The organism is Bacillus sp. DHT2 (genome assembly GCF_026241455.1).
Lineage (GTDB): Bacteria > Bacillota > Bacilli > Bacillales > Bacillaceae_G > Bacillus_A > Bacillus_A pseudomycoides.
Genome location: NZ_JAPHWH010000002.1, coordinates 40,741 through 61,741, shown reverse-complemented (window position 1 = coordinate 61,741; position 21,001 = coordinate 40,741). Strand labels below are relative to the sequence as shown.

16 protein-coding genes and 3 pseudogenes are annotated in these 21,001 nt (G+C 34.9%); 11 read left to right on the top strand and 8 right to left on the bottom strand.

Going from position 1 to position 21,001, the window contains the following annotated elements:
- Nucleotides 1-143: 143 nt before the first annotated feature.
- The 5 genes from mutS to ORL93_RS05265 all read left to right on the top strand — a co-directional run bounded on the left by mutS (nt 144) and on the right by ORL93_RS05265 (nt 9,637).
- Nucleotides 144-2,816, top strand: a complete 2,673-nt coding sequence (mutS, locus tag ORL93_RS05285; RefSeq protein ID WP_097795828.1) for a DNA mismatch repair protein MutS — start codon at nt 144-146, stop codon at nt 2,814-2,816.
- 8 nt (nt 2,817-2,824) lie between these two features.
- Complete coding sequence (mutL, locus tag ORL93_RS05280; RefSeq protein WP_265958769.1) at nt 2,825-4,756, top strand: DNA mismatch repair endonuclease MutL; 1,932 nt, start codon at nt 2,825-2,827, stop codon at nt 4,754-4,756.
- A gap of 784 nt (nt 4,757-5,540) precedes the next feature.
- Complete coding sequence (gene ppsA, locus ORL93_RS05275) at nt 5,541-8,156, top strand: phosphoenolpyruvate synthase (protein WP_265958767.1); 2,616 nt, start codon at nt 5,541-5,543, stop codon at nt 8,154-8,156.
- A 600-nt stretch (nt 8,157-8,756) separates the two neighbouring features.
- The gene (locus ORL93_RS05270) at nt 8,757-8,993 is read left to right on the top strand and encodes a DUF5105 domain-containing protein (protein ID WP_255262368.1); all 237 of its coding nucleotides are present in this window, start codon (nt 8,757-8,759) and stop codon (nt 8,991-8,993) included.
- Nucleotides 8,994-9,385: 392 nt separating this feature from the next.
- A complete protein-coding gene (locus ORL93_RS05265) occupies nt 9,386-9,637 on the top strand; it encodes a SunI/YnzG family protein (RefSeq protein ID WP_003203088.1) in 252 nt (83 codons plus the stop codon).
- Between the two features lie 249 nt (nt 9,638-9,886).
- Here the strand turns inward: ORL93_RS05265 and ORL93_RS05260 are convergent, their stop codons facing one another.
- Nucleotides 9,887-10,078, bottom strand: coding sequence for an aspartyl-phosphate phosphatase Spo0E family protein (locus ORL93_RS05260; RefSeq protein WP_239500230.1), 192 nt, complete (start codon nt 10,076-10,078; stop codon nt 9,887-9,889).
- A gap of 299 nt (nt 10,079-10,377) precedes the next feature.
- Here ORL93_RS05260 and ORL93_RS05255 point away from each other — a divergent pair.
- Both ORL93_RS05255 and ORL93_RS05250 read left to right on the top strand, forming a co-directional pair.
- A pseudogene (locus ORL93_RS05255) lies at nt 10,378-10,995 on the top strand (IS6 family transposase); the annotation flags it as partial.
- 301 nt (nt 10,996-11,296) lie between these two features.
- Complete coding sequence (locus ORL93_RS05250; protein WP_265958764.1) at nt 11,297-11,926, top strand: hypothetical protein; 630 nt, start codon at nt 11,297-11,299, stop codon at nt 11,924-11,926.
- A gap of 174 nt (nt 11,927-12,100) precedes the next feature.
- On the opposite strand, the pseudogene ORL93_RS05245 reads toward ORL93_RS05250, so the two are convergent.
- Nucleotides 12,101-12,658: pseudogene (locus ORL93_RS05245) on the bottom strand (transposase); the annotation flags it as partial.
- A 208-nt stretch (nt 12,659-12,866) separates the two neighbouring features.
- Nucleotides 12,867-13,772: a DMT family transporter gene (locus ORL93_RS05240; RefSeq protein WP_265958763.1), complete on the bottom strand. Its 906-nt coding sequence runs from the start codon at nt 13,770-13,772 to the stop codon at nt 12,867-12,869.
- Nucleotides 13,773-13,882: 110 nt separating this feature from the next.
- Between ORL93_RS05240 and pdxR the strand changes: the two genes are divergently transcribed.
- Nucleotides 13,883-15,274, top strand: coding sequence for a MocR-like pyridoxine biosynthesis transcription factor PdxR (gene pdxR, locus ORL93_RS05235; RefSeq protein ID WP_265958894.1), 1,392 nt, complete (start codon nt 13,883-13,885; stop codon nt 15,272-15,274).
- Between the two features lie 14 nt (nt 15,275-15,288).
- Here pdxR and ORL93_RS05230 read toward each other — a convergent pair whose 3' ends face one another.
- From ORL93_RS05230 to ORL93_RS05220, 3 genes are all read right to left on the bottom strand, one after another.
- Nucleotides 15,289-15,426: a hypothetical protein gene (locus ORL93_RS05230; RefSeq protein WP_265958762.1), complete on the bottom strand. Its 138-nt coding sequence runs from the start codon at nt 15,424-15,426 to the stop codon at nt 15,289-15,291.
- 47 nt (nt 15,427-15,473) lie between these two features.
- On the bottom strand, nt 15,474-15,575 hold the full coding sequence (locus tag ORL93_RS05225; RefSeq protein WP_018764670.1) for a YjcZ family sporulation protein: 102 nt from the start codon (nt 15,573-15,575) through the stop codon (nt 15,474-15,476).
- Between the two features lie 284 nt (nt 15,576-15,859).
- Nucleotides 15,860-16,150, bottom strand: coding sequence for a DUF4352 domain-containing protein (locus tag ORL93_RS05220; protein ID WP_257130780.1), 291 nt, complete (start codon nt 16,148-16,150; stop codon nt 15,860-15,862).
- 167 nt (nt 16,151-16,317) lie between these two features.
- Between ORL93_RS05220 and ORL93_RS05215 the strand changes: the two genes are divergently transcribed.
- The 3 genes and pseudogenes from ORL93_RS05215 to ORL93_RS05205 all read left to right on the top strand — a co-directional run.
- The gene (locus tag ORL93_RS05215; protein WP_265958761.1) at nt 16,318-17,043 is read left to right on the top strand and encodes a metallophosphoesterase family protein; all 726 of its coding nucleotides are present in this window, start codon (nt 16,318-16,320) and stop codon (nt 17,041-17,043) included.
- Between the two features lie 1,218 nt (nt 17,044-18,261).
- Nucleotides 18,262-18,771 carry a GNAT family N-acetyltransferase gene (locus ORL93_RS05210; RefSeq protein ID WP_373926168.1) on the top strand — a complete coding sequence of 170 codons (510 nt, stop codon included), beginning with the start codon at nt 18,262-18,264 and terminating at the stop codon, nt 18,769-18,771.
- 4 nt (nt 18,772-18,775) lie between these two features.
- Nucleotides 18,776-18,940 (top strand): annotated as a pseudogene (locus tag ORL93_RS05205) (IS3 family transposase); the annotation flags it as partial.
- A 162-nt stretch (nt 18,941-19,102) separates the two neighbouring features.
- On the opposite strand, the gene ORL93_RS05200 reads toward ORL93_RS05205, so the two are convergent.
- Together ORL93_RS05200 and ORL93_RS05195 are read right to left on the bottom strand one after the other, a co-directional pair.
- A complete protein-coding gene (locus ORL93_RS05200) occupies nt 19,103-20,032 on the bottom strand; it encodes a GNAT family N-acetyltransferase (protein ID WP_098161142.1) in 930 nt (309 codons plus the stop codon).
- Nucleotides 20,033-20,479: 447 nt separating this feature from the next.
- Nucleotides 20,480-20,899, bottom strand: a complete 420-nt coding sequence (locus ORL93_RS05195) for a GNAT family N-acetyltransferase (protein WP_003210015.1) — start codon at nt 20,897-20,899, stop codon at nt 20,480-20,482.
- Between the last annotated feature and the right edge of the window lie 102 nt (nt 20,900-21,001).

Genomic DNA, 21,001 nt, shown 5'->3' with positions numbered 1-21,001 from the left:
CATAGTATTAGTCATACTGGATGGAACTATTTTGTATTGAAAATGTGCTATAATGAAGAGAGACTCCTATAAGTGGAGAGGAAATTGTCCGTGAAGTGCGGCATATAAATATAGCACATTTTTATGAAGTATGGAGGAAACAAATGGCACAGTACACCCCGATGATACAACAATATTTAAAGGTCAAGGCAGATTATCAAGATGCCTTTTTATTTTTCCGTTTAGGAGATTTTTATGAAATGTTCTTTGAGGATGCTATAAAGGCAGCACATGAGCTTGAAATTACATTGACAAGCCGAGATGGTGGGAGTAGTGATCGTATACCGATGTGTGGTGTCCCATATCATGCAGCAAAAAACTATATTGAACAGCTTGTTGAAAAAGGATATAAGGTTGCGGTTTGTGAACAAGTAGAAGATCCCAAAACAGCAAAAGGTGTTGTAAGACGTGAAGTTGTTCAATTGATTACGCCAGGAACGATGATGGAAGGGCGCACAATTGATGAGAAAGAAAACAACTTCTTAGCGGCGTTAACTCATTTTGAAGATGGTTCTTATGCACTGGCTTGTAATGATTTAACAACAGGACAAAATACAGTGACACTATTAACGGGTACGGTAGAAGATGTTTTATTAGAGGTGTATGCAACAGGTTCAAAAGAAATTGTTGTAGATTCTACATTTTCAAAAGATGAGCTAAACAAGCTAACAGAAACATTGAAAATGACAATTTCATATGAAGATGCAACGAAGATTCCTGAAGGGTTGGAACACCTTGTTAAAAGTGTGACGCAAACGAAATTAGTTGCAGCAGTAGGACGCTTATTGAATTATGTATTAAGAACGCAAAAACGTTCATTGGATCACTTGCAGCCGGTAGATATTTATTATACAAATCAATTTATGAAAATTGATGTACATTCAAAGCGTAATTTAGAGTTAACAGAAACACTTCGAACAAAAGAGAAAACAGGCTCTTTATTATGGCTATTAGATAAAACAAAAACAGCTATGGGTGGCCGTATGTTAAAACAGTGGATGGAACGTCCACTTATACAAAAAGACAACATTGAAGAACGTTTAGAAATGGTTGAAACGTTTGTGAATGACTATTTTTTACGTGAAGATTTAAAAGAAAAATTAAAAGAAGTGTATGATTTAGAGCGTTTAGCAGGAAAAGTCGCATATGGTAACGTAAATGCGCGTGATTTACTGCAATTAAGACGTTCACTTCTGCAAGTGCCAGCTATTTTAGAGGCCATTAGTTTATTAGACAATTCTTATGCAGCAAGGTTAATTCAAGGCGCTGATCCATGTGAAAGTTTAACAGAGTTACTAGGAAGAAGTATTCAAGAAAACCCACCGCTTTCTATAAAAGATGGGGATATTATAAAAGATGGCTATAATGACAAATTAGATCAATATCGCTATGTTAGTAAGAACGGAAAAACGTGGATTGCAGAGCTTGAAAAACGTGAGCGTGATATTACAGGTATTAAATCATTAAAGATTGGTTACAACCGTATTTTTGGCTATTATATTGAAGTGACAAAGGCAAATCTTTCTGCTCTTCCAGAGGGGCGCTATGAGCGTAAGCAGACACTTGCAAACGCAGAACGTTTCGTCACAGATGAATTAAAAGAAAAAGAAACATTGATTTTAGAGGCAGAAGAAAAAATTGTACAGCTAGAATATGATTTATTCACTGTACTTCGTGAAGAAGTAAAGGTGTTTATTCCTAAATTACAGCATCTAGCGAAAGTTATTAGTGAACTAGATGTACTGCAAAGCTTTGCAACAGTAAGTGAAGAAGAGCAATTTGTAAAACCAGTTTTAACAGATAAACGTGAAATCTTTATAAAAGATGGTCGCCATCCTGTTGTAGAAAAAGTATTGAACGGCAAATTGTATGTTCCAAATGACTGCATGATGCCTGAAAATATGGATGTCTTTTTAATTACGGGTCCAAATATGTCTGGTAAGAGTACGTATATGCGTCAATTAGCACTTATTACTGTTATGTCGCAAATCGGTTGTTTTGTACCAGCAACAGAAGCGGTGTTACCTGTATTTGACCAAATCTTTACGAGAATAGGTGCAGCAGATGATTTAATTTCAGGTCAAAGTACATTTATGGTCGAAATGTTAGAAGCGAAAAATGCAATTGCGAATGCATCGGAAAGAAGTCTAATTCTATTTGATGAAATTGGACGCGGTACATCTACGTATGACGGTATGGCACTCGCACAAGCAATCATAGAACATATTCATGATCAAATTGGAGCGAAAACATTATTCTCAACACATTATCACGAACTAACTGTATTAGAAGAAAGCTTAGAGCAACTGAAAAATGTACACGTTTCAGCTATTGAAGAAAACGGAAAAGTTGTTTTCTTGCATAAGATTCAAGATGGTGCAGCAGATAAAAGTTATGGTATTCACGTTGCCCAGCTTGCTGAACTACCAGATAGCTTAATTGCTCGTGCGAAAGAAGTGTTAGCGCAGCTAGAAGGACAAGAGGAAATCATCATTCCAAAACGAGTGGAAGTGAAAGTACAAGAAGAAATTGTCCAAGAACCAGTCGTTGTAAAAGAAAAATCAGAACCGCAGCTAGAAGAGAAAGAAGAACCTGCAGAATCACAGCTATCTTTCTTTACTACAGAACAGCCTGTGAAAAAAGAAGACAAGCCTATGTTTGATCAAAAAGAAACAGCTGTATTAACACAAATTAAAAAAATCGATTTACTTGATATGACTCCTCTAGAAGCCTTAAATGAACTGTATCGTTTGCAGAAAAAGTTAAAGAAAGGATGAGTAAGTAGATGGGGAAAATTCGTAAACTCGATGATCAACTCTCTAACTTAATTGCCGCAGGGGAAGTAGTCGAACGACCTGCTTCAGTTGTAAAAGAACTTGTCGAAAATTCCATCGATGCGAATAGTACATCTATTGAAATCCACTTAGAAGAAGCTGGATTATCAAAAATTCGCATCATTGATAATGGAGATGGCATTGCTGAAGAAGATTGTATTGTTGCTTTTGAGCGGCATGCAACAAGTAAAATTAAAGATGAAAATGATTTATTTCGCATCCGCACGCTCGGTTTCCGTGGTGAGGCATTGCCAAGTATCGCATCTGTTAGTGAATTAGAGTTAGTCACAAGTACAGGGGATGCACCAGGTACACATCTTATTATTAAGGGCGGAGACATTATAATGCAGGAAAAAACAGCGAGCCGTAAAGGGACAGATATTACGGTTCAAAATCTGTTTTTTAACACGCCAGCACGCCTTAAATATATGAAAACAATTCATACAGAGCTTGGGAATATTACAGACATTGTATATCGCATTGCTATGTCCCATCCAGAAGTATCTTTGAAATTGTTTCATAATGAGAAAAAACTGCTACACACTTCGGGGAATGGTGATGTGAGGCAAGTACTTGCTGCAATTTACAGCATTCAAGTTGCGAAAAAACTCATTCCGATTGAAGCGGAATCATTGGACTTTACCATTCGTGGATATGTAACGTTACCTGAAGTAACGAGAGCATCTCGTAATTACATATCTACGATTGTAAATGGCCGTTACGTTCGAAACTATGTCTTAATGAAAGCAATTCAGCAAGGGTATCACACATTACTTCCAGTGGGACGTTATCCAATCGGTATTTTATCAATCGAGATGGATCCAATGTTAGTTGACGTGAACGTTCATCCAGCGAAATTAGAAGTGCGTTTTAGTAAAGAGCAGGAATTACTGCAATTGATTGAAAAAACATTGCAGGACGCGTTTAAAAAAATACAGCTCATTCCAGATGCTGGTGTTACATCAAAGAAAAAAGAAAAAGATGAAAGTGTACAAGAGCAATTTCATTTTGAACATACAAAACCGAAAGAAGTACCACTGCCAAACATCGTCTTACCGACTGGAATGGATGAGAAACAAGAAGAAATCCAAGCCAAACCACAAAACAAAAATTTACTTTGGCAACCACCGAAGCAGGAATGGCAGCCACCAGAATCTTTAGTAAAAGAAGAAAATAGTTGGCAACTTTCTAAATCAATGATTGGAAAATCTGTCCAAGACAGGAATGGATGGGATAACAGCGAGGAAGATTTTGAATTAGAAGAAGTAGCAGAAATCCAAGAAATCGAAATGAATGGAAACGACTTACCACCGCTTTATCCAATCGGGCAAATGCATGGAACCTATATTTTCGCCCAAAATGATAAAGGTTTATATATGATTGACCAGCATGCAGCGCAAGAGCGAATCAATTATGAATATTTCCGTGATAAAGTAGGACAAGTAACGAAAGAAGTACAAGAATTGCTCGTACCATATCGTATTGATTTATCTCTCACTGAATTCTTACGTGTCGAAGAGCAATTAGAGGAATTGAAAAAGGTAGGATTATTCTTAGAACAATTTGGTCATCAATCCTTTATCGTTCGTTCGCATCCAACGTGGTTCCCAAAAGGACAGGAAATAGAAATCATCGATGAAATGATGCAGCAAGTTGTCAAACTAAAAAAAGTCGATATAAAAAAACTGCGTGAAGAAGCAGCTATTATGATGAGCTGTAAAGCATCGATCAAAGCAAATCAATATTTAACGAACGATCAAATATTTGCTTTGCTAGAAGAACTGCGTACAACAACAAATCCTTACACATGTCCGCATGGTAGACCTATACTTGTGCATCATTCGACGTATGAACTGGAGAAGATGTTTAAGCGGGTGATGTAGGAGAGTGTCCAACGGGAAAAAAGTCCGCTAATGGGAAATGAAAATTGTTTGTACTGTTTAAAGTTAGTATAAAGAATGAAAAATACCACTGAATTAATGAGTTTTTGTGTTAATATACTGAAAAAATAATAATGTACGAAAAGAATTTTTTAATAGGCAAAAAAAGCATGACAATTTTATGTCATGCTTTTTGTTAATTATCCATGTATATATTAACTCAACTTGCATATTTTCTTTGGGCAGGCAGTTTACTTCTTCTTCTCCTTGGGACATAAAAATCAATTAGGTTTTTATTCAATTATAGGGCGCTTTAATGGGGTAACGAAAAAAGCCCAATTTCTTAATATTAATACTAAGAAATTGGGCTTTTTAATATTGGAATTTCTTAACGTTGTAAATCCGTATTTTCCTGACGCTACACTAAATGATTGGATATTTGGATATCATTTTTTGTAAGTCATTTGTCTTGTGAAATGGGGTTTTTCTTCCTTTGAATTTGCAACAATTATGGTCGTGTAAATACATTGATAAAAATGAGAAAGTGTGGTAAATTTATATAGATACACCAGTTATGGATTTTTATGTAAATTATCCCTATTTTAATTATAGGTCATAAAATCCTTTTCAGTCAACCCCTATTTTTATTTTTTTAAAGGAGTGTTTGATATGAACATGGAACTTCGCGAGGAGCAAGAACGAGTGGACAGGGTAATTGGTTGATCAGATGAACAATTTTTGTCATATGATTCGTCTTGGTATTGAGCGATAAATGGGAGGGAAAGAAATGAAACCATATGTACTAGAGTTTCGTGAGATCGATAAAACGAGACAAATGGTGGTCGGTGGCAAAGGGATGAATTTGGGCGAATGTTCGAGGATTGAAGGAATACTTGTACCAGAGGGATTTTGTGTTACCACTGAGGCATATAAAAGAGTCATTGGGAAAAATGAGGAGCTTCATCAATTACTGGATCAACTAGCAGTTCAAAAAGTGGACGAACGAGAAAGAATTAGTGAAATTAGCAGGAAGATTCGTGAGCTGATTGAGGGGATCGAGATCGAGAAGGGGATCGAAGAAGATATCGATCGATGTCTCTTAACTTTTGGCTTCGAGCATGCATATGCTGTTCGTTCAAGTGCTACAGCCGAGGATCTTCCATTTGCCTCCTTTGCTGGTCAACAGGACACCTATTTAAATATCATCGGAAAAGATGCAATATTGCGACACATCAGTAAATGTTGGGCTTCCCTATTTACTGATCGCGCAGTAATTTACCGAATTCAAAACGGATTTGATCACAGCCAGGTTTACCTATCCGTTATCATTCAACGGATGATTTTCCCACAGGCTTCAGGAATTTTATTTACTGCTGATCCGATTACTTCCAATCGAAAGCTACTATCGATTGATGCTAGCTTTGGACTAGGAGAGGCTCTTGTCTCCGGCTTGGTATCTACGGATTGCTATAAGGTGCAAGAAGATAAAATCGTCGATAAGATGATAGCAACCAAAAAATTGGCCATCTATGGACTAAAAGAAGGCGGAACAGAGACACAGCAGATCGATCCTGATCGGCAAAAGACGCAAACACTTACTGAACAACAAATTTTACAGCTCGCACGCATAGGCAGAGAGATTGAAGCTTATTTTGGTTGCCCACAAGATATCGAATGGTGTCTGGCTGACGAGACATTTTATATCGTGCAAAGTCGTCCCATCACTACTTTATACCCTGTCCCTGAAGCAGATGATCAGGAAAATCACGTTTATGTATCTGTCGGTCACCAACAAATGATGACCGATCCCTTGAAACCATTGGGGATGTCTTTATTCCAGTTAACATCTTTTGGACCCAGGTTTAAAGCTGGTGGAAGGTTATTTGTTGATATCACGCATAATCTGGCTTCGCCTGTCAGTAGAAAAACGATAATAGATACCTTGGGGCAATCCGATCCGCTTATAAAAGACGCACTCATGACTATAATAGAGCGAGAAGATTTTATAAAATCGTCACCAGATGGTAAAAAAGTACCGAGTTCTAGTAAAAGCAATAAAGGTATATCGTCTTCGGGTTTTCAAGCACAAATCGAAAACAATCCGACAATCGTTTCTGATTTGATTCAGAGTAGTCAAACATCGATAGAAGAGTTAAAACAAGACATCCAAACGAAATCAGGATCAGATTTATTTGATTGTATTCTAGAAGATATCCAGAAATTAAAGACGATTTTATTTGACCCACAAAGTTTGGGTGTAATTATGGCTGCTATAGATGCTTCATCATGGATCAATGAGAAAATGAACAAGTGGTTAGGTGAAAAAAACGTAGCAGACACGCTTTCTCTATCTGCACCAAACAATATTACTTCAGAAATGGGTCTGGCGCTATTGGATGTTGCAGATGTGATTCGTCCTTATCCGGAAGTAATCAATTATTTACAACATGTAAAAGATGATAACTTTTTGGATGAACTGGTTAAGTTTGATGGTGGACAGGAAATCCAAGACGCTATCTATGCTTATCTCAACAAATACGGAATGCGATGTGCTGGAGAAATTGATATTACTAAAACTCGTTGGAGTGAAAAACCAACTACACTTGTCCACATGATTCTCAATAACATCAAAGAATTTGATCCTAATTCTGGCAACCGGAAATTTGAGCAAGGGCGACAGGAAGCTTTGAAAAAAGAACAAGAGTTATTAGATCGATTGAAGCAATTACCGGATGGTAAACGAAAAGCCAAAGAGACAAAACGAATGATCAGCCTGATCCGGAATTTCATCGGTTATCGTGAATATCCAAAATACGGCATGATTAATCGCTACTTCATTTATAAGCAGGCTTTACTGAAAGAAGCCGAACAACTCGTGCAAGCCAGCGTTATTCACGAAAAAGAAGATATATACTATCTCACTTTTGAAGAACTTCACGAAGTCGTACGTACAAACAAACTGGATTACCAGATCATCAGCAAACGAAAAGACGAGTACAAATTATATGAAAAATTAACTCCCCCACGTGTTATCACGTCTGATGGTGAAATTATTGCGGGTGAGTACAAACGAGAAAATCTCCCAGCCGAAGCGATTTTAGGTCTGCCTGTTTCTTCCGGAGTTATAGAGGGACGAGCGCGTGTTATTTTAAACATGGAAGATGCTGATTTAGAAGATGGAGATATATTAGTCACCTCCTTTACTGACCCTGGCTGGACACCATTGTTTGTATCCATAAAAGGACTTGTCACCGAAGTTGGCGGACTGATGACCCATGGAGCAGTCATCGCACGTGAATATGGCTTACCTGCCGTTGTCGGTGTTGAAAATGCCACCAAGCTGATAAAAGATGAGCAACGTATTCGAGTAAATGGAACAGAAGGTTATATAGAAATACTATAATTCATTACATTTAAATCATAAAAGAAGAGCATTCGAATTAGGAGAATCATTGACATCATGGTGCTTTGCGGTCTATGGTAAGAACCCTGTCACTAGGACATATAAGGGGGTAGTAACTGAAGATCGATATTAATGTCTGTTAAGATTATCTTGAAATCGAGTCTTCTGTTAAAGAACGCTATTGTTGAATAAGAAAGGACATTACATATTAGTCATATAAAATATGTAATGTCCTTTAATTTATCTATCTTTTTTTATTTTAGGTCTTGATAAAAGATCTTTCAAAATGGTTTCTTTTTGTGTATTGCATAGGGATTTAGTAGGGTCATTTTAATTAAACTTTATTCCAGTGCTATAGATAACGGCGCACCTTGAAATAAAATAGGGTTTGATGTTTTTGTGGTTTTTACATTTTAATAATTGCATATAAATAAAATATGCTATAGAACACCGAGATATAATGGTGTCATATTACTGTAATTCATAATTTATACAGAAAAGAGTTGAAGTAGAATATGTTATATTCCAAAAATTTAGTAGGTATGAGTTTGATAGTATCACTTACAATAGGTGGGCTTCTATGATAAAGATATAGACAAAATGAGTAAATTAACAGGTGAAGATGGAAAACAATTTAATGAAGCGATGGTAGAAAAGGTTAGAAAAGCAGTCCTATATAATTATGAAGGCGTATCTAGTGTTACAGAAGAATCAGTAGATAACTATTTTAAAAATTTTAAAGAAGCAATACGGCAAAAAGTGAAATTTGAAACGAATGTTGTATATATAGATGGAGAGGGTATAAAGGATCTTCCAAGGGTTTTATGGAAACCATAATATATTATTAAACTCTTTATAAAAAAGATACTATTAATTCGATATACAGGTTTACTCAGGTGATTTTTGGATTTTCTGTATTGTAAAATGAAGGTTTTCGAGTTGTTTTTGATCAAAGTTTATTTCAAAGCTACACTAAAAAGGTATGGTGGTTGTGTCCAAAGTGTACTTGAGTTTCGAAAACTTTGCAACAGAACCCTTTTTTCTATGGTCTAAAACATTTTTTTTGAGACACCAGGGGTAATAATCCCTGGTTTTTTAATTAACAAATAGGAATCTTGGTGCTTTGTTTAAGAATAAAAAATTGTAGCTGTTTTTATAACTTTTTGATATAATTTCGTTACATTCATTTATAATGAAATTTAAATTTAATAGGTAGGTAATAGAGTTATATGCAAGATATTAAGGTAACAAAGACACATGAACAATTAACAATTGAATGGCAAACTGCAGAAATTAATATTCTGTTAGAGGACATTGTTGAGATTATTGAAGATAATGACTATGTTCCTGAAAAGAAAAAGTTAGTAAAGATAGGAACACAAAGTGGTGAATCAGATTGTATATTAATTAGAACTACAACTTTAGATTATGCATTATTTACACTTAATAAGATTTCATTTTTAAATAAAATTAGATTGTGAGCATCTCGTGAACTACTCACCTGCTATGCTAACGATTAGAGAATGAACAAAAAAGAGCGGTTTCCGCTTCTTTTTTTGCTATTAGTTATGTTAATTTTTAACGAATGCAGTTCTTATTTAATGCTTGTACCTACACCTCAACCGAACCAGTTAAAAGGATCTAGAAATATATTTATTTTATAAATATTCCATGAAAAAAAGTTCTTTATAGATTGATATATAAATATAAGAGGTAAAATTATAGAATTTTTATTTTTTACATGTATTACTGTTTGCTTTTGTAATAATGTCACGTATTTCACTTTGTTTCATCATATGAATAATTAATTTATCTAGATCTTGGCTAAATTTTAGCACCCTAGGATGACAAAAACCATAGTGTTTAACAAGCTCAATTAATTCTTCTTTTCTTTTTTCAATTAAATAATGTAACTTTCTCATCTCCATATTCTTGCATAAACTCCTCTATCCCCATAATATTCCTTAGAAAATTATAGACTAATTTCTTGAATAAGGAAATAGCATAATTAAACATATTAAAACATTTTTATGAACTTTTAAAGGAAAGAGTTTGAAGCCTAACCTTTTAACTATAATTTGTAAAAAGAGAAAATATTGTTGGTTTGAAACATAGTTAAATTATTTGTAAAAAAGTTTCACCAAATGGCTACCAAGGGTTCTGTTGCAAAGTTTTCTAAATGAGACCACACTCTAGAAAAAAAGAGTAAGGAGAAACATAAATGCGATATTTTAAAGGAAAACAGTTCAAGAAAGATATTATTTTGGTAGCCGCCCTGTACTACTGTCGTTTTTCTTTAAGTTATCGTGATGTCTCTGAAATTTTAAAAGAACGTGGAATCTCAGTTCACCCAACAACTATCATGCGTTGGGTTCATGAATACGGAAATCTTATCTATCAAATTTGGAAGAAGAAAAATAAAAACGTCCAATTATCTTGGAAGCTAGATGAAACCTATATAAAAGTCAAAGGAAAATGGTGTTATTTATATCGTGCAATAGATAAAGACGGGCATACATTGGATATTCAACTTCGTAAAAAACGGGATTATCCGGCTGCTTATGCCTTTATGAAAAGATTAGTGAAAACATTTGGCGAACCAACGGCTCTAACAACAGACAAAGCGCTGGCATTACTTTGCGCATTTAAGAAATTAAGAAAACAAGATTTTTATTCAAATACAGCTCATTGTACAATCAAACATTTGAACAATCTCGTTGAACAGGATCATAGGCATGTCAAGAGGCGTTTTGCCAAATCCGTAGGATTTCAAAACCTTCGGCATGCTTCACGTACGATAAAAGGAATCGAAACCATTCATGCTCTATATAAAAGAAACTGAAGTCTTGGCTCAGACTTCGGTTTTTCAACGTATAATGAATGACAGGAATTATTAATGGTTGCCTAACCATTTAACGATGCAATCCTAGATTCTCTATGTTTGGGGTAACTTTGCAACAGAACCTTTTAACTTAATAGGCATGCCATAAAACCTCAATAGTGTATTTTTTTCTAAAAATTAAAATAAAAAACAGTGAATATTCCGTTTTTTATTTCTAAAGTTCTAAACATTTATATGATTCTAAAAATAACATATATTTTAGTTGTACCAAAAATCTAAGCGAAAAGGGGATGGTTGTATGTTCAAGAAGTTAGTAGTAGGAGCATTAGCAGCTGGTTTTGCATTAACTGGAGGATTGGGAACGGTATCAGCAAGTGTAGAAGAAGATTACACGATTAAATCGTTCGAGTATTTAACTGTAGATGAACAGAGTGTGGATTCCCTGGCCAAAGTGAATAACAAATCTAACGAAGACATAAAAATAACCATGGTTTTGCCTAAACAGAATAACAAGGGAGATTGGTTAGCGTATGGTTTTACGAGCAGAGAAACCTTGGAGGCTTTCATTAAAAAAGATAAGCAAAGATTTAAAAATGTAATACAGCCTCAACTTAAAAATGTAATAAAGCCTCTAGGTAGTGGTCCTGAAAGTACGGATTTCTATGAGCATATAAATAAAGGTGGACAGTATATTTATTGGAGCAGTGGGTTTACAAACTTATCTTCTGGCTGGAATGACAGAATTTCCTCCTTAAGTACGGCGTCACCTTCTGCAAGCTACTCAACGACGCTGTGGGAGCATACTTCATCTCAGGGATATGGTCAAGGAGTCATGTTTAGACATTATGAGTGGTATGGTAAAACTGCTAATATGGCTGCGGATTGGAATGATAGGGCTTCAGCAATTGAAATCACGATGAATCCATAATAAATAACGGGAAATTTCAATTGAACAGGTGAAGAAGTTTCAAAATCACTATCCTCTCATCGGTTTAGAAGAAATGGGAGAATAGTGATTTTTTAAGGGTATTAAATTTGGTCGAAAGAAAATTGAGATTGATAATAGATTTATATCCGTATATCAAGAATGGAAACAGCGTAAGTCAACCATTCCTACAAAAGCATTGGATATTTCACATGTTTGTCCTGGTTGAAGAGAGTTCATTAAAACCTCCATATCTATCTGGATATACTCTGTACCTTTCTTGATTCTGCCATCTTGAAAATAATCAGGGTTAGGATTTTTTTGATAAATACGTGTATTCGATTTGATACCTGAGATATAATAAGCCTTTTTATCTTGTATATGTTGAAGATCTTTCAAGTGAAAATAACCTAAATCCCGGATGCATAAATCTCCTGGACATAAAGTATCTAAACAATCTGTACCAAAGGTTTTATCATTATTTTCACCTGGCTCCATTTGAAAATTGAGGAATTTTCCACTATGTAAATCATACTCTAGCTGAATTTTAATACCGGCTGTTTGTGCACATTCTCCTGAACCAGGATAAATAGGAGCCAAATCTCGTGCGCCATACTTACTTTTTCGTTTTACAAAATCTGTCTCTTGTGCAAGTTGTTGAAGAATATGTGGAGATAGATATCGCTGTAATTCTTCAGCGAACAAATAAAACTCATCTTGAATCGATAGATTCATACAAAAACGCCATCCTTTCTGTATATTTCTACAAAAAGAATAACGCTTTCTATGAATTATGGATACAAATTCCTCTTAGGTTGATAGTAATGTATGGTGACCCCTATAGTCTATATTCCATTTGTTTAAGTGTTCATGCATTCTTGGTCAACAACCTGAGAACCAAATAAATGAGCTCTATTTTCAAGTTCACAAGACTTATTCCTTCTTAATTAGCTCTTTTTAGAGGTAATTTCGCATTTTGCTTCCGAGTTCCAAACCCTAATGCGATGGCAGCACCAGTACAGCTAGAAAAGCAGCCAGCAAACAAATACAATGATGGATCTGACTCACCGATTAAAACGGAAGCTATTCCTCCAATTACCGGGAAAAGTGCAACCATATAGCCACTTTGAGCTCCTCCAATTTTTTCTACAAGCTTCAAATAGAATAACCATGCTACAAATGAAGCAACCAGGGTTAAATATAGCAACACAGATAAGTATGAAAACGATGTTGGAAATATAAATTCTTGTCCTTGAAATAATACAATTACTCCCATCAATATACTGCCCACTGTAAATCCAATGGCATTTGCATAGATAGGATTCACCTTGTGACTTGCATTTCGTGCCGAGCTGGCATCACCTACTGCTGTAAGAAGCGTACCTAAGATCGCAACCATAATTCCTTTTATGTCATTGGATCCTTGAAAGTTGTTCAAATTCGGATAGATGAGAATACATACGCCTAATACACCCAAAATCCCCCCAAACAAAACGCGTGAATGTAACTTTTCTTTTAAAAAAATCCGAAGAGTAATCGGGGTCAAAATCACCTTTAATGAAAAAATCAATGTTACGATTGCTGCAGAACTCAAAATTGTGGCGTAATAAAGGCATAAGTAGCTTAATGCAAAGTTACATACACCAAAAACTATTACAAATGGGATATCTTTTCTTGTTGGCCTCCCTCTTGGTCGAAGGAACCAAACAAGAATCAAAAATAAAAAGGCTGTCATAACTAAACGATAAGTTAAGGATAATTCCAAGCTGACAGGAGTTCCTTGAATTTTTACTGCAATAAAGTTGAGTCCCCATACAATCAAACAAAATATGTACATAAATATTGTCATAAGTTATCTCCCAGATCAAAATTTTTTCTAAATTCATTATTCATTTATACTGTCATTTCTAAAAGGTACAGTTTACAATAAATACAAATGACAGATGAGGTATTTCAATGATGAATGAACTAATATTTAATATCAATCGAGAAAGTAACACTCCTATGTACCAACAAGTTTATCAATACATACGTACCCAGATTTTATCTGGTAAATTAGAAAGGAATACAAAGTTGCCATCGATTAGACAACTTGCTCTCCAATTAGAGGTCAGCAGAAACACAACTCAGGTAGCCTATGAACAATTGCAATCGGAAGGATATATTCGAAGTGAGAACAAAAAGGGATTTTTTGTAGAGGCCACTATATCGGATGAGACGCTTAATTATGAACCCATTAGAGAACAGCATCATGAAAAAAATCAAACTGACATGAAAACTATTGACTTTAAGATTGGGACAGTGGATCAAGAGAACTTCCCTTTGAAAAAATGGAGAATGCTTACAAACAAAATCGTTAAAGACTCTAGCATGTTTTCATACGGAGAAAAACAAGGTGATATTAAATTAAGAAAGGTACTAGCAGATTACTTGTTTCAATCAAGAGGGGTTAATACTTCTGCTGAACAGATTATTATTGGCGGTAGCACACAACACTTGTTATTACTTTTGTCGCTGTTGCTAAAGCAAGACTATCATTATCTGGCAGTAGAAGACCCTGGCTATGATGTGGCAAGGGAACTATTTGCTCTTCAGTCATTTATCATTGATCCGATTCCGGTAAAAGAACAAGGCATCCAAGTCGATCGCCTTTTAAAGTCGCCTTCTAGACTTTTATATGTCACTCCTACTCACCACTTTCCATATGGAGTGACTATCCCCGTCAATGAAAGATTAAAGTTAATTCAATGGGCAAAAAGGGTGGAAGGATATATTATTGAGGATGATTACGATAGTGAATTTCGATACATCCATCAACCTGTACCGTCTCTTCAAAGTTTAGATTCTAATGATAGGGTGGTTTATTTAGGAACTTTTTCAAAAGCACTGCTACCTTCTATCCGTGTCAGTTATATGGTTTTACCTAGGAGGCTAGTAAGTGAATATAAAAAGATACTCCCTTTCCTTGAGCAAACATCCTCATCTATTCATCAGCGAACACTGGCGACCTTTATGGATGAAGGATATTGGTACTCACACTTAAGGAAGATGAAAGCTTTGTATAAACGTAAAATGAATCTATTGAATAGGGAATTACTAAAACACTTTAAGAATTATGTTGAAATAAAAGGTGGTAGCTCCGGAATTTTCGTTATTATTGAAGTTAAAACAAAAATGAGTGAAAAAATGCTAATTGAAAGGGCATATGAATACGGAATTGCAGTTTATCCTTGCTCGAAATATTTCTCGAAATGTATACCACGATATCCACATATTCAACTTGGATTGGGTAATTTATGTGAAGAAAAGATAATAAAAGGAGTATCTCAACTAGCAAAAATTTGGTTGTAATCTTGATTTTTTCCCTAAAAAGTTTTTTCGTTTTGGGGTGGATTTGTTTTCTTAAGTTGATGGGCATGGAGCGGTACGCCATTATGATGAAGATGTTCATCCAACTGAACAGTTTGCTCTTTCCCCTGCGCATTGTGTGGGGATTTTTTCATAAAGAAAAGACACTCCAATGAGTGCCTTTTCTTTACTAGTAAGTAAATCAGCAAAAGCAGCTAGCTCCAACTATGATTAATAATATAAAGAGCACAACGACTAAGGCGAATCCACCACCAAAACTACTGCAACTACCTCCAAAGCCCATAACAGTTCCTCCTTTTAGATAAGAGGGGAGAACATTGGGTCATTCTTGTGTTTTAACGGGTTTACATTACTTTATGTTTTATAATGATGAATGAGCAGGTCCTTTAAGAAATAAAGAAAAGACACCATAAGGTGCCTTTCTCCGACTTGAACCACTTTAATTTTAATAATATGTATTGGACTCCCATCCAATTACTATTTTACCATATTTATCCGCATTTACTTTTGAGAAATATGATTCAAATCAGTATTTCATTCAAAAAACACTTTTTCGAGTTCTTTTGACTATTCAACTTTTAAATCAATCTCTTTATCCAACATATCACCATTAAATTGTAAAACTAATCCTTTAGCATATTTCGGTACATCGAATACAATTTTTCCTGACGAACTTGAATCTGGATTAAGAGTATCAAATTTAAATGTAGCATTATTCACAGCTTTAAGTGCTAATTGAGCTTCAGTAGAACTGTAATATTCTCTTCCTAGATCATCAATTAATTTAAAGTTTTTGCTATTTAGTGTAATAGGTTCCTCTTGACGATTCATAACGTAGACTTCTAAAGCTTTAAATATGCCCTGTGCTTTTACATCTCCATTACCTATAACATTTAGTGTCGGCTTTTTTCAATTAATGTACAATAATAGTATGAATATTCATTCTATATAAGGTAAGGACAGAATTCTTTTCATATTTATGATGAAATAAAAGCGAAACTATAAATTCTGAAGGGGTGATTGGTATGAAAATTGCAATAATGGCTGATATTCATGGAAATAAAGATGCCTTACAAGCTGTACTAACAGATATTAATAACCGAGGGATTCAATCTATTTATAATTTGGGGGATAGCTTATATGGTCCTTTATTTCCACTGGAAACCTATGATCTTTTAATGAACCAAAATATTCAAAGTATTAAAGGGAATTGCGATCGAATTTTATTAGAGCCTAATACGTCTAATTTAACAGTTCAATATGTACAGAATTTATTAGAGGATGAGCATAAAACGTGGATTTCTAATTTGCCTAATTTCTTACAAACCGATGATTTCTATTTTTGTCATGGAACACCGACAAGTGATGAAATATATTTGTTAGAGGAAATGAACTCTAGTGGATCAGTACTTAAAAAGACAGAAGATATTATGAAATTAGTAAGTGGTATTCCACAAAGGCTTATTTTTTGTGCACATACACATATACCAAGAGTCATTTATCTTCCAAATGATAAAATAATTATTAATCCAGGAAGTGTTGGGCTACCCGCCTATGAAGATGCATTACCAATCTATCATAAAATGGAATCAGGTTCACCATTTGCTAATTATACAATTGTTACAAAACAAGAAAATGATTGGATGATAGAGCAATTACATATTCCTTATAATCAAGATGGAGCAATTAACAAAAGTGAAATAAACGGTCGCTTAGATTGGGCTAGAGCAGTGAAAACAGGAAGAATTTAAAAATAAGAGAACTTTAGCAGAAGATGTGACATGTCGACTTAAAACAAAGTTGTACTGTTTATAAAAAAGTCATGCCATTTTGAAGAAAGTTAAACCGTTTATAAAAAAGATGTACCAAAATTAACTACACTCTGTTATTTCACTAAAGGTGCAGGATAGTTGTGCGAAATATTTCTAGCTTAAATGGAGAATGGTCACATTACTCTGGTAAAGGCTAGACCGTTTCATCTTGATGAAACGGAAGGATTATATCGAAGAGTCGAATGATAGGGTAACGCCTTGAAAGGCTCTCTCTGCGTCGAATAGCACGACATTGAGTAAGAAGTTTCGTGTTATAAGCTCGGCAAATAGGCGTGAGAATTTACCGTAACAGTATCGGCTGACGAAAACTTTACACGAGGGGGCGGTGTAAATTATGATGCTTGAGTTGAACAAATATGGTGAGAATGCAATGCACCTTACAATAAGAAATGGGTTTCTGACGAACTTTCGAATGTACGGGTCTAGACCTGCAATACATAGAAATGTGTATCTCACCTTGTGTGAAGTTAGTAGTGGATGAGTAAAACTAGCTAATATGAAAATTCATGATACGTTACAGGCGTATGAAGATTAACAGGCTCACAGGAAGCACCTACGTTTGTTCTATGATAGATATAATTCAACGTTGTAAGCTGATAACGTGGAGGGCTTACTCTCTTTGAAGCGTTGAGTTAGAAAGCATTTGTGAGATTAGCGAATGTATAACTTCTCTTTATATCAGTGAAAGTGGTGGCACAGTATCGATGAAATGTCCAATCCACATGGAGGGATAGCCACTAGACTAATGAAGGATTATTTGTTCATGCAAGGCAAATCTTTATCGATTAATAAGGTTTTTGTGAGAATAATAGAGGTTCACCTTTTGCGAAAGGCACCGACTTATTAATACGGAAGAATTGAGGCTCTGAAGATACACAGTATCAGAAGTGTCAATGAGCAAATAAATTTGGATTAGTTGGGGCGCCGTATGTGATGAAAGTTGCACGTACGGTGCTAACGGGGGGAAAAGGGAGCGATAACTTCAAACTCTTATCTATTCGTATGAATAAAAAAATAATATTGAAAATTGGTTATAGGGAGGAGAAATATCCGAATGGTTATTTTATGAAATTAGATAGGCAACACAGATACACCTAATTTTTATTAAGTTGCTAATTTAAAATGGAGGTGATTGTCTTGGATATTGATGTAAAAATTGAACAATTATTTTTAATTGAAGAACATCTTAATGAGCTTTCAGAACTTTTAATAAAGGTCGTAGAAGATGGGGCTTCGATTGGATTTTTACCACCAATGGGAAAAGTAGATGCAGAGAAGTACTGGGAAACCGTTCTTAGCCCCGAAGTGATTTTATTTGTTGCTAAATCAAACAATCAAATTGTTGGAAGTGTACAGTTACAATTATCGACGAAGCAGAATGGAAGCCATAGAGCTGAAATCGCAAAATTAATGATACACCCCAATTATCGACGTAATGGTATTGGTCGTTTACTTATGCAAGGGGCTGAAGAAATAGCAAAACAGAAGGATAGGTCATTATTAGTTCTTGATACAAGAGAAGGAGACCCTTCCAATAAACTATATACTTCATTAGGTTATATTCAAGCTGGGCGGATTCCTAACTATGCGAAATCTGAGAATGGTGAATTAGCTGCTACCATCTTCTACTATAAAAATAACAATTAATCTTCTTAAAACAGAGTTCGTTCGCGATCGTCATTTCGCAAGTTTAGAAGAATTGATTTTAGAATTGAACAACTACGTAAACTGGTTTAACAATATTAGAATCCATGGCACACTAGGCTATTTGAGCCCTGTTCAGTACAGGCAGGAACACCTTAAAAAAATTGTCTAGTTTCGTGTTGACATACCAACCTAAATTCTGAGAATCCTTGAAAAATAAAGGAGCTTACATATTAGACATATCTAATATGTAAGCTCCTTTGATTTAGAGGTCATCATTCAAAAATGAATCCAATATTTAAAAGAGCCAATTTTGAAGGGAAGCACTGATTGTTTACTTTTTATTCACATGATAGTATAGTTCGAGAAGGTCTTCCACAGGAATGTTATTTATTTTCATACCCGTTATATCACTCTGCTGTATTTCCACGTTCCTAAGGTTACTATTATTTATTTTACTACCTTTAAGGTCACACCTTTCAAATGTGATTGGATTACCTTCATCTCCAAGACTTGTATCAACGAAACGAACCCCATCTAAAGTCACCAAAGCCATTTCACTATTAGAAAAATTTAGATCGGCAAACAATGTATTTCTAAAATTTATATTGTGGAACTTTGAATGACTAAGATTACAATTATTAATGTGGCTGCTCATCAAGTTACTATTGCTAAAAGAACTACCCTCTAAAGTTACTTGATAACACTCCGTTTTAGCCATATTACAGTTTTCATATTGAGTACCTGAAATGTCCTCATTTTCAACTGATTTTTCTATCCCTAATGGGGTTTCTATTCTCTTTATATAACAATATTCATCTTCGGTTTTAAAGGTTGCTTGATATCCCATTTTTTCATAAAAGTAGTGATTGTTTAGCTGTCTACTAGATGTTTCAAGATCCCAGGCTCGCACATTCGGAAACTCTTTTTCTATCAAATCTATGACCTTTGAGCCTATGCCTTTACCTTGAGAGTCAGGGTCTACAAAAATACGGTCTATTCTTCCGAAAGATTTACCGGAAATCGTGACAATAATTCCACCCACAATTGTTTTGTTGTATATAACCTTGAAGTAATTTAACTCCTTAATCATATACTTAGTCATTTCAATTGAATAGTACCCTGGTGGCTGAATATTATAGTCAATTATATTCTCTTGATTTGGAAGCCATTTTTTTGCTTCTTCATCAAAAGTTCTTTTCTTAATTTCTGTTAACTTTTCAGCATCCGTAATAGATGCTTTCTCGATCCTTATCGTTGACATTTAGACGTCCCCTTTAAACTTAGCGTTGGGTACCTTTAACCCTTATATTACCATATCTGAACTGGTTTGATTTTTCAACTGGGCTACTTCAATAGTTTAAGAAGCTATACTAAACTAGCCCCTAAGAGTGAGGTATATATGCTTATAAATATCTGCGTAAGCAACCTTTAATTGCTCACATAATTGCTTGTTCCCACCTTCCAACTTCTTGAGACGGCGTTGTAGCTACATAATAAACGAACTAGACTAAATATGTAAGCTACTGTTTATATTCCTAACATCTATAAAAAGAGAGGGTATTCGTCTCTATATTGAACGAACAATCCTCTCTTCATAATACTCTAATTAACGTACAATTTTCCTGAAATGATATAGTGACCCCTACTAGAAGAATAATGGCTTTTATGTTGATTAATGTCTTCTTCTAAAATTTTAAATTTATTATGTCTATTTTTTTGAAATTACAGTAAACATCCCTGTCATGTTGGGTGAGTAATCTTTAAAATCATATTTTTCATAGAATGATTTTTTACCTTGTGATGCAAACAAACCAATAAACGCTTTATCTGGGGCATTCCGATTTAAGTATTCAACTAAAATATTCATTATTTCCTTTCCAATACCATTCTTTTGATAATCTGGATGAACCACTATATCTTGGATATAGAAATAGATAGCCCCATCGCCAACAATTCTCCCCATACCCACAATTTGATCATTATCATTGACTGTGATGCAGTGAATAGAATTTTGAAGTGATGTTTCCACCACTTCAAAATTCATATAATTAGTCCATCCCACAGAGTCACACAAATATTTGTATTCTTCCAATGTTGGAATGTTATTTTTAATCTCATATTTCTTCAAAATGTATCCTTCAAGCCTTCAATTTCACCAAATAAAGTATATTCGACACAGTTTTATCTAATCCTCTTACTAACTTAACCTGCCCCGTTAGGTTTTCCGCTT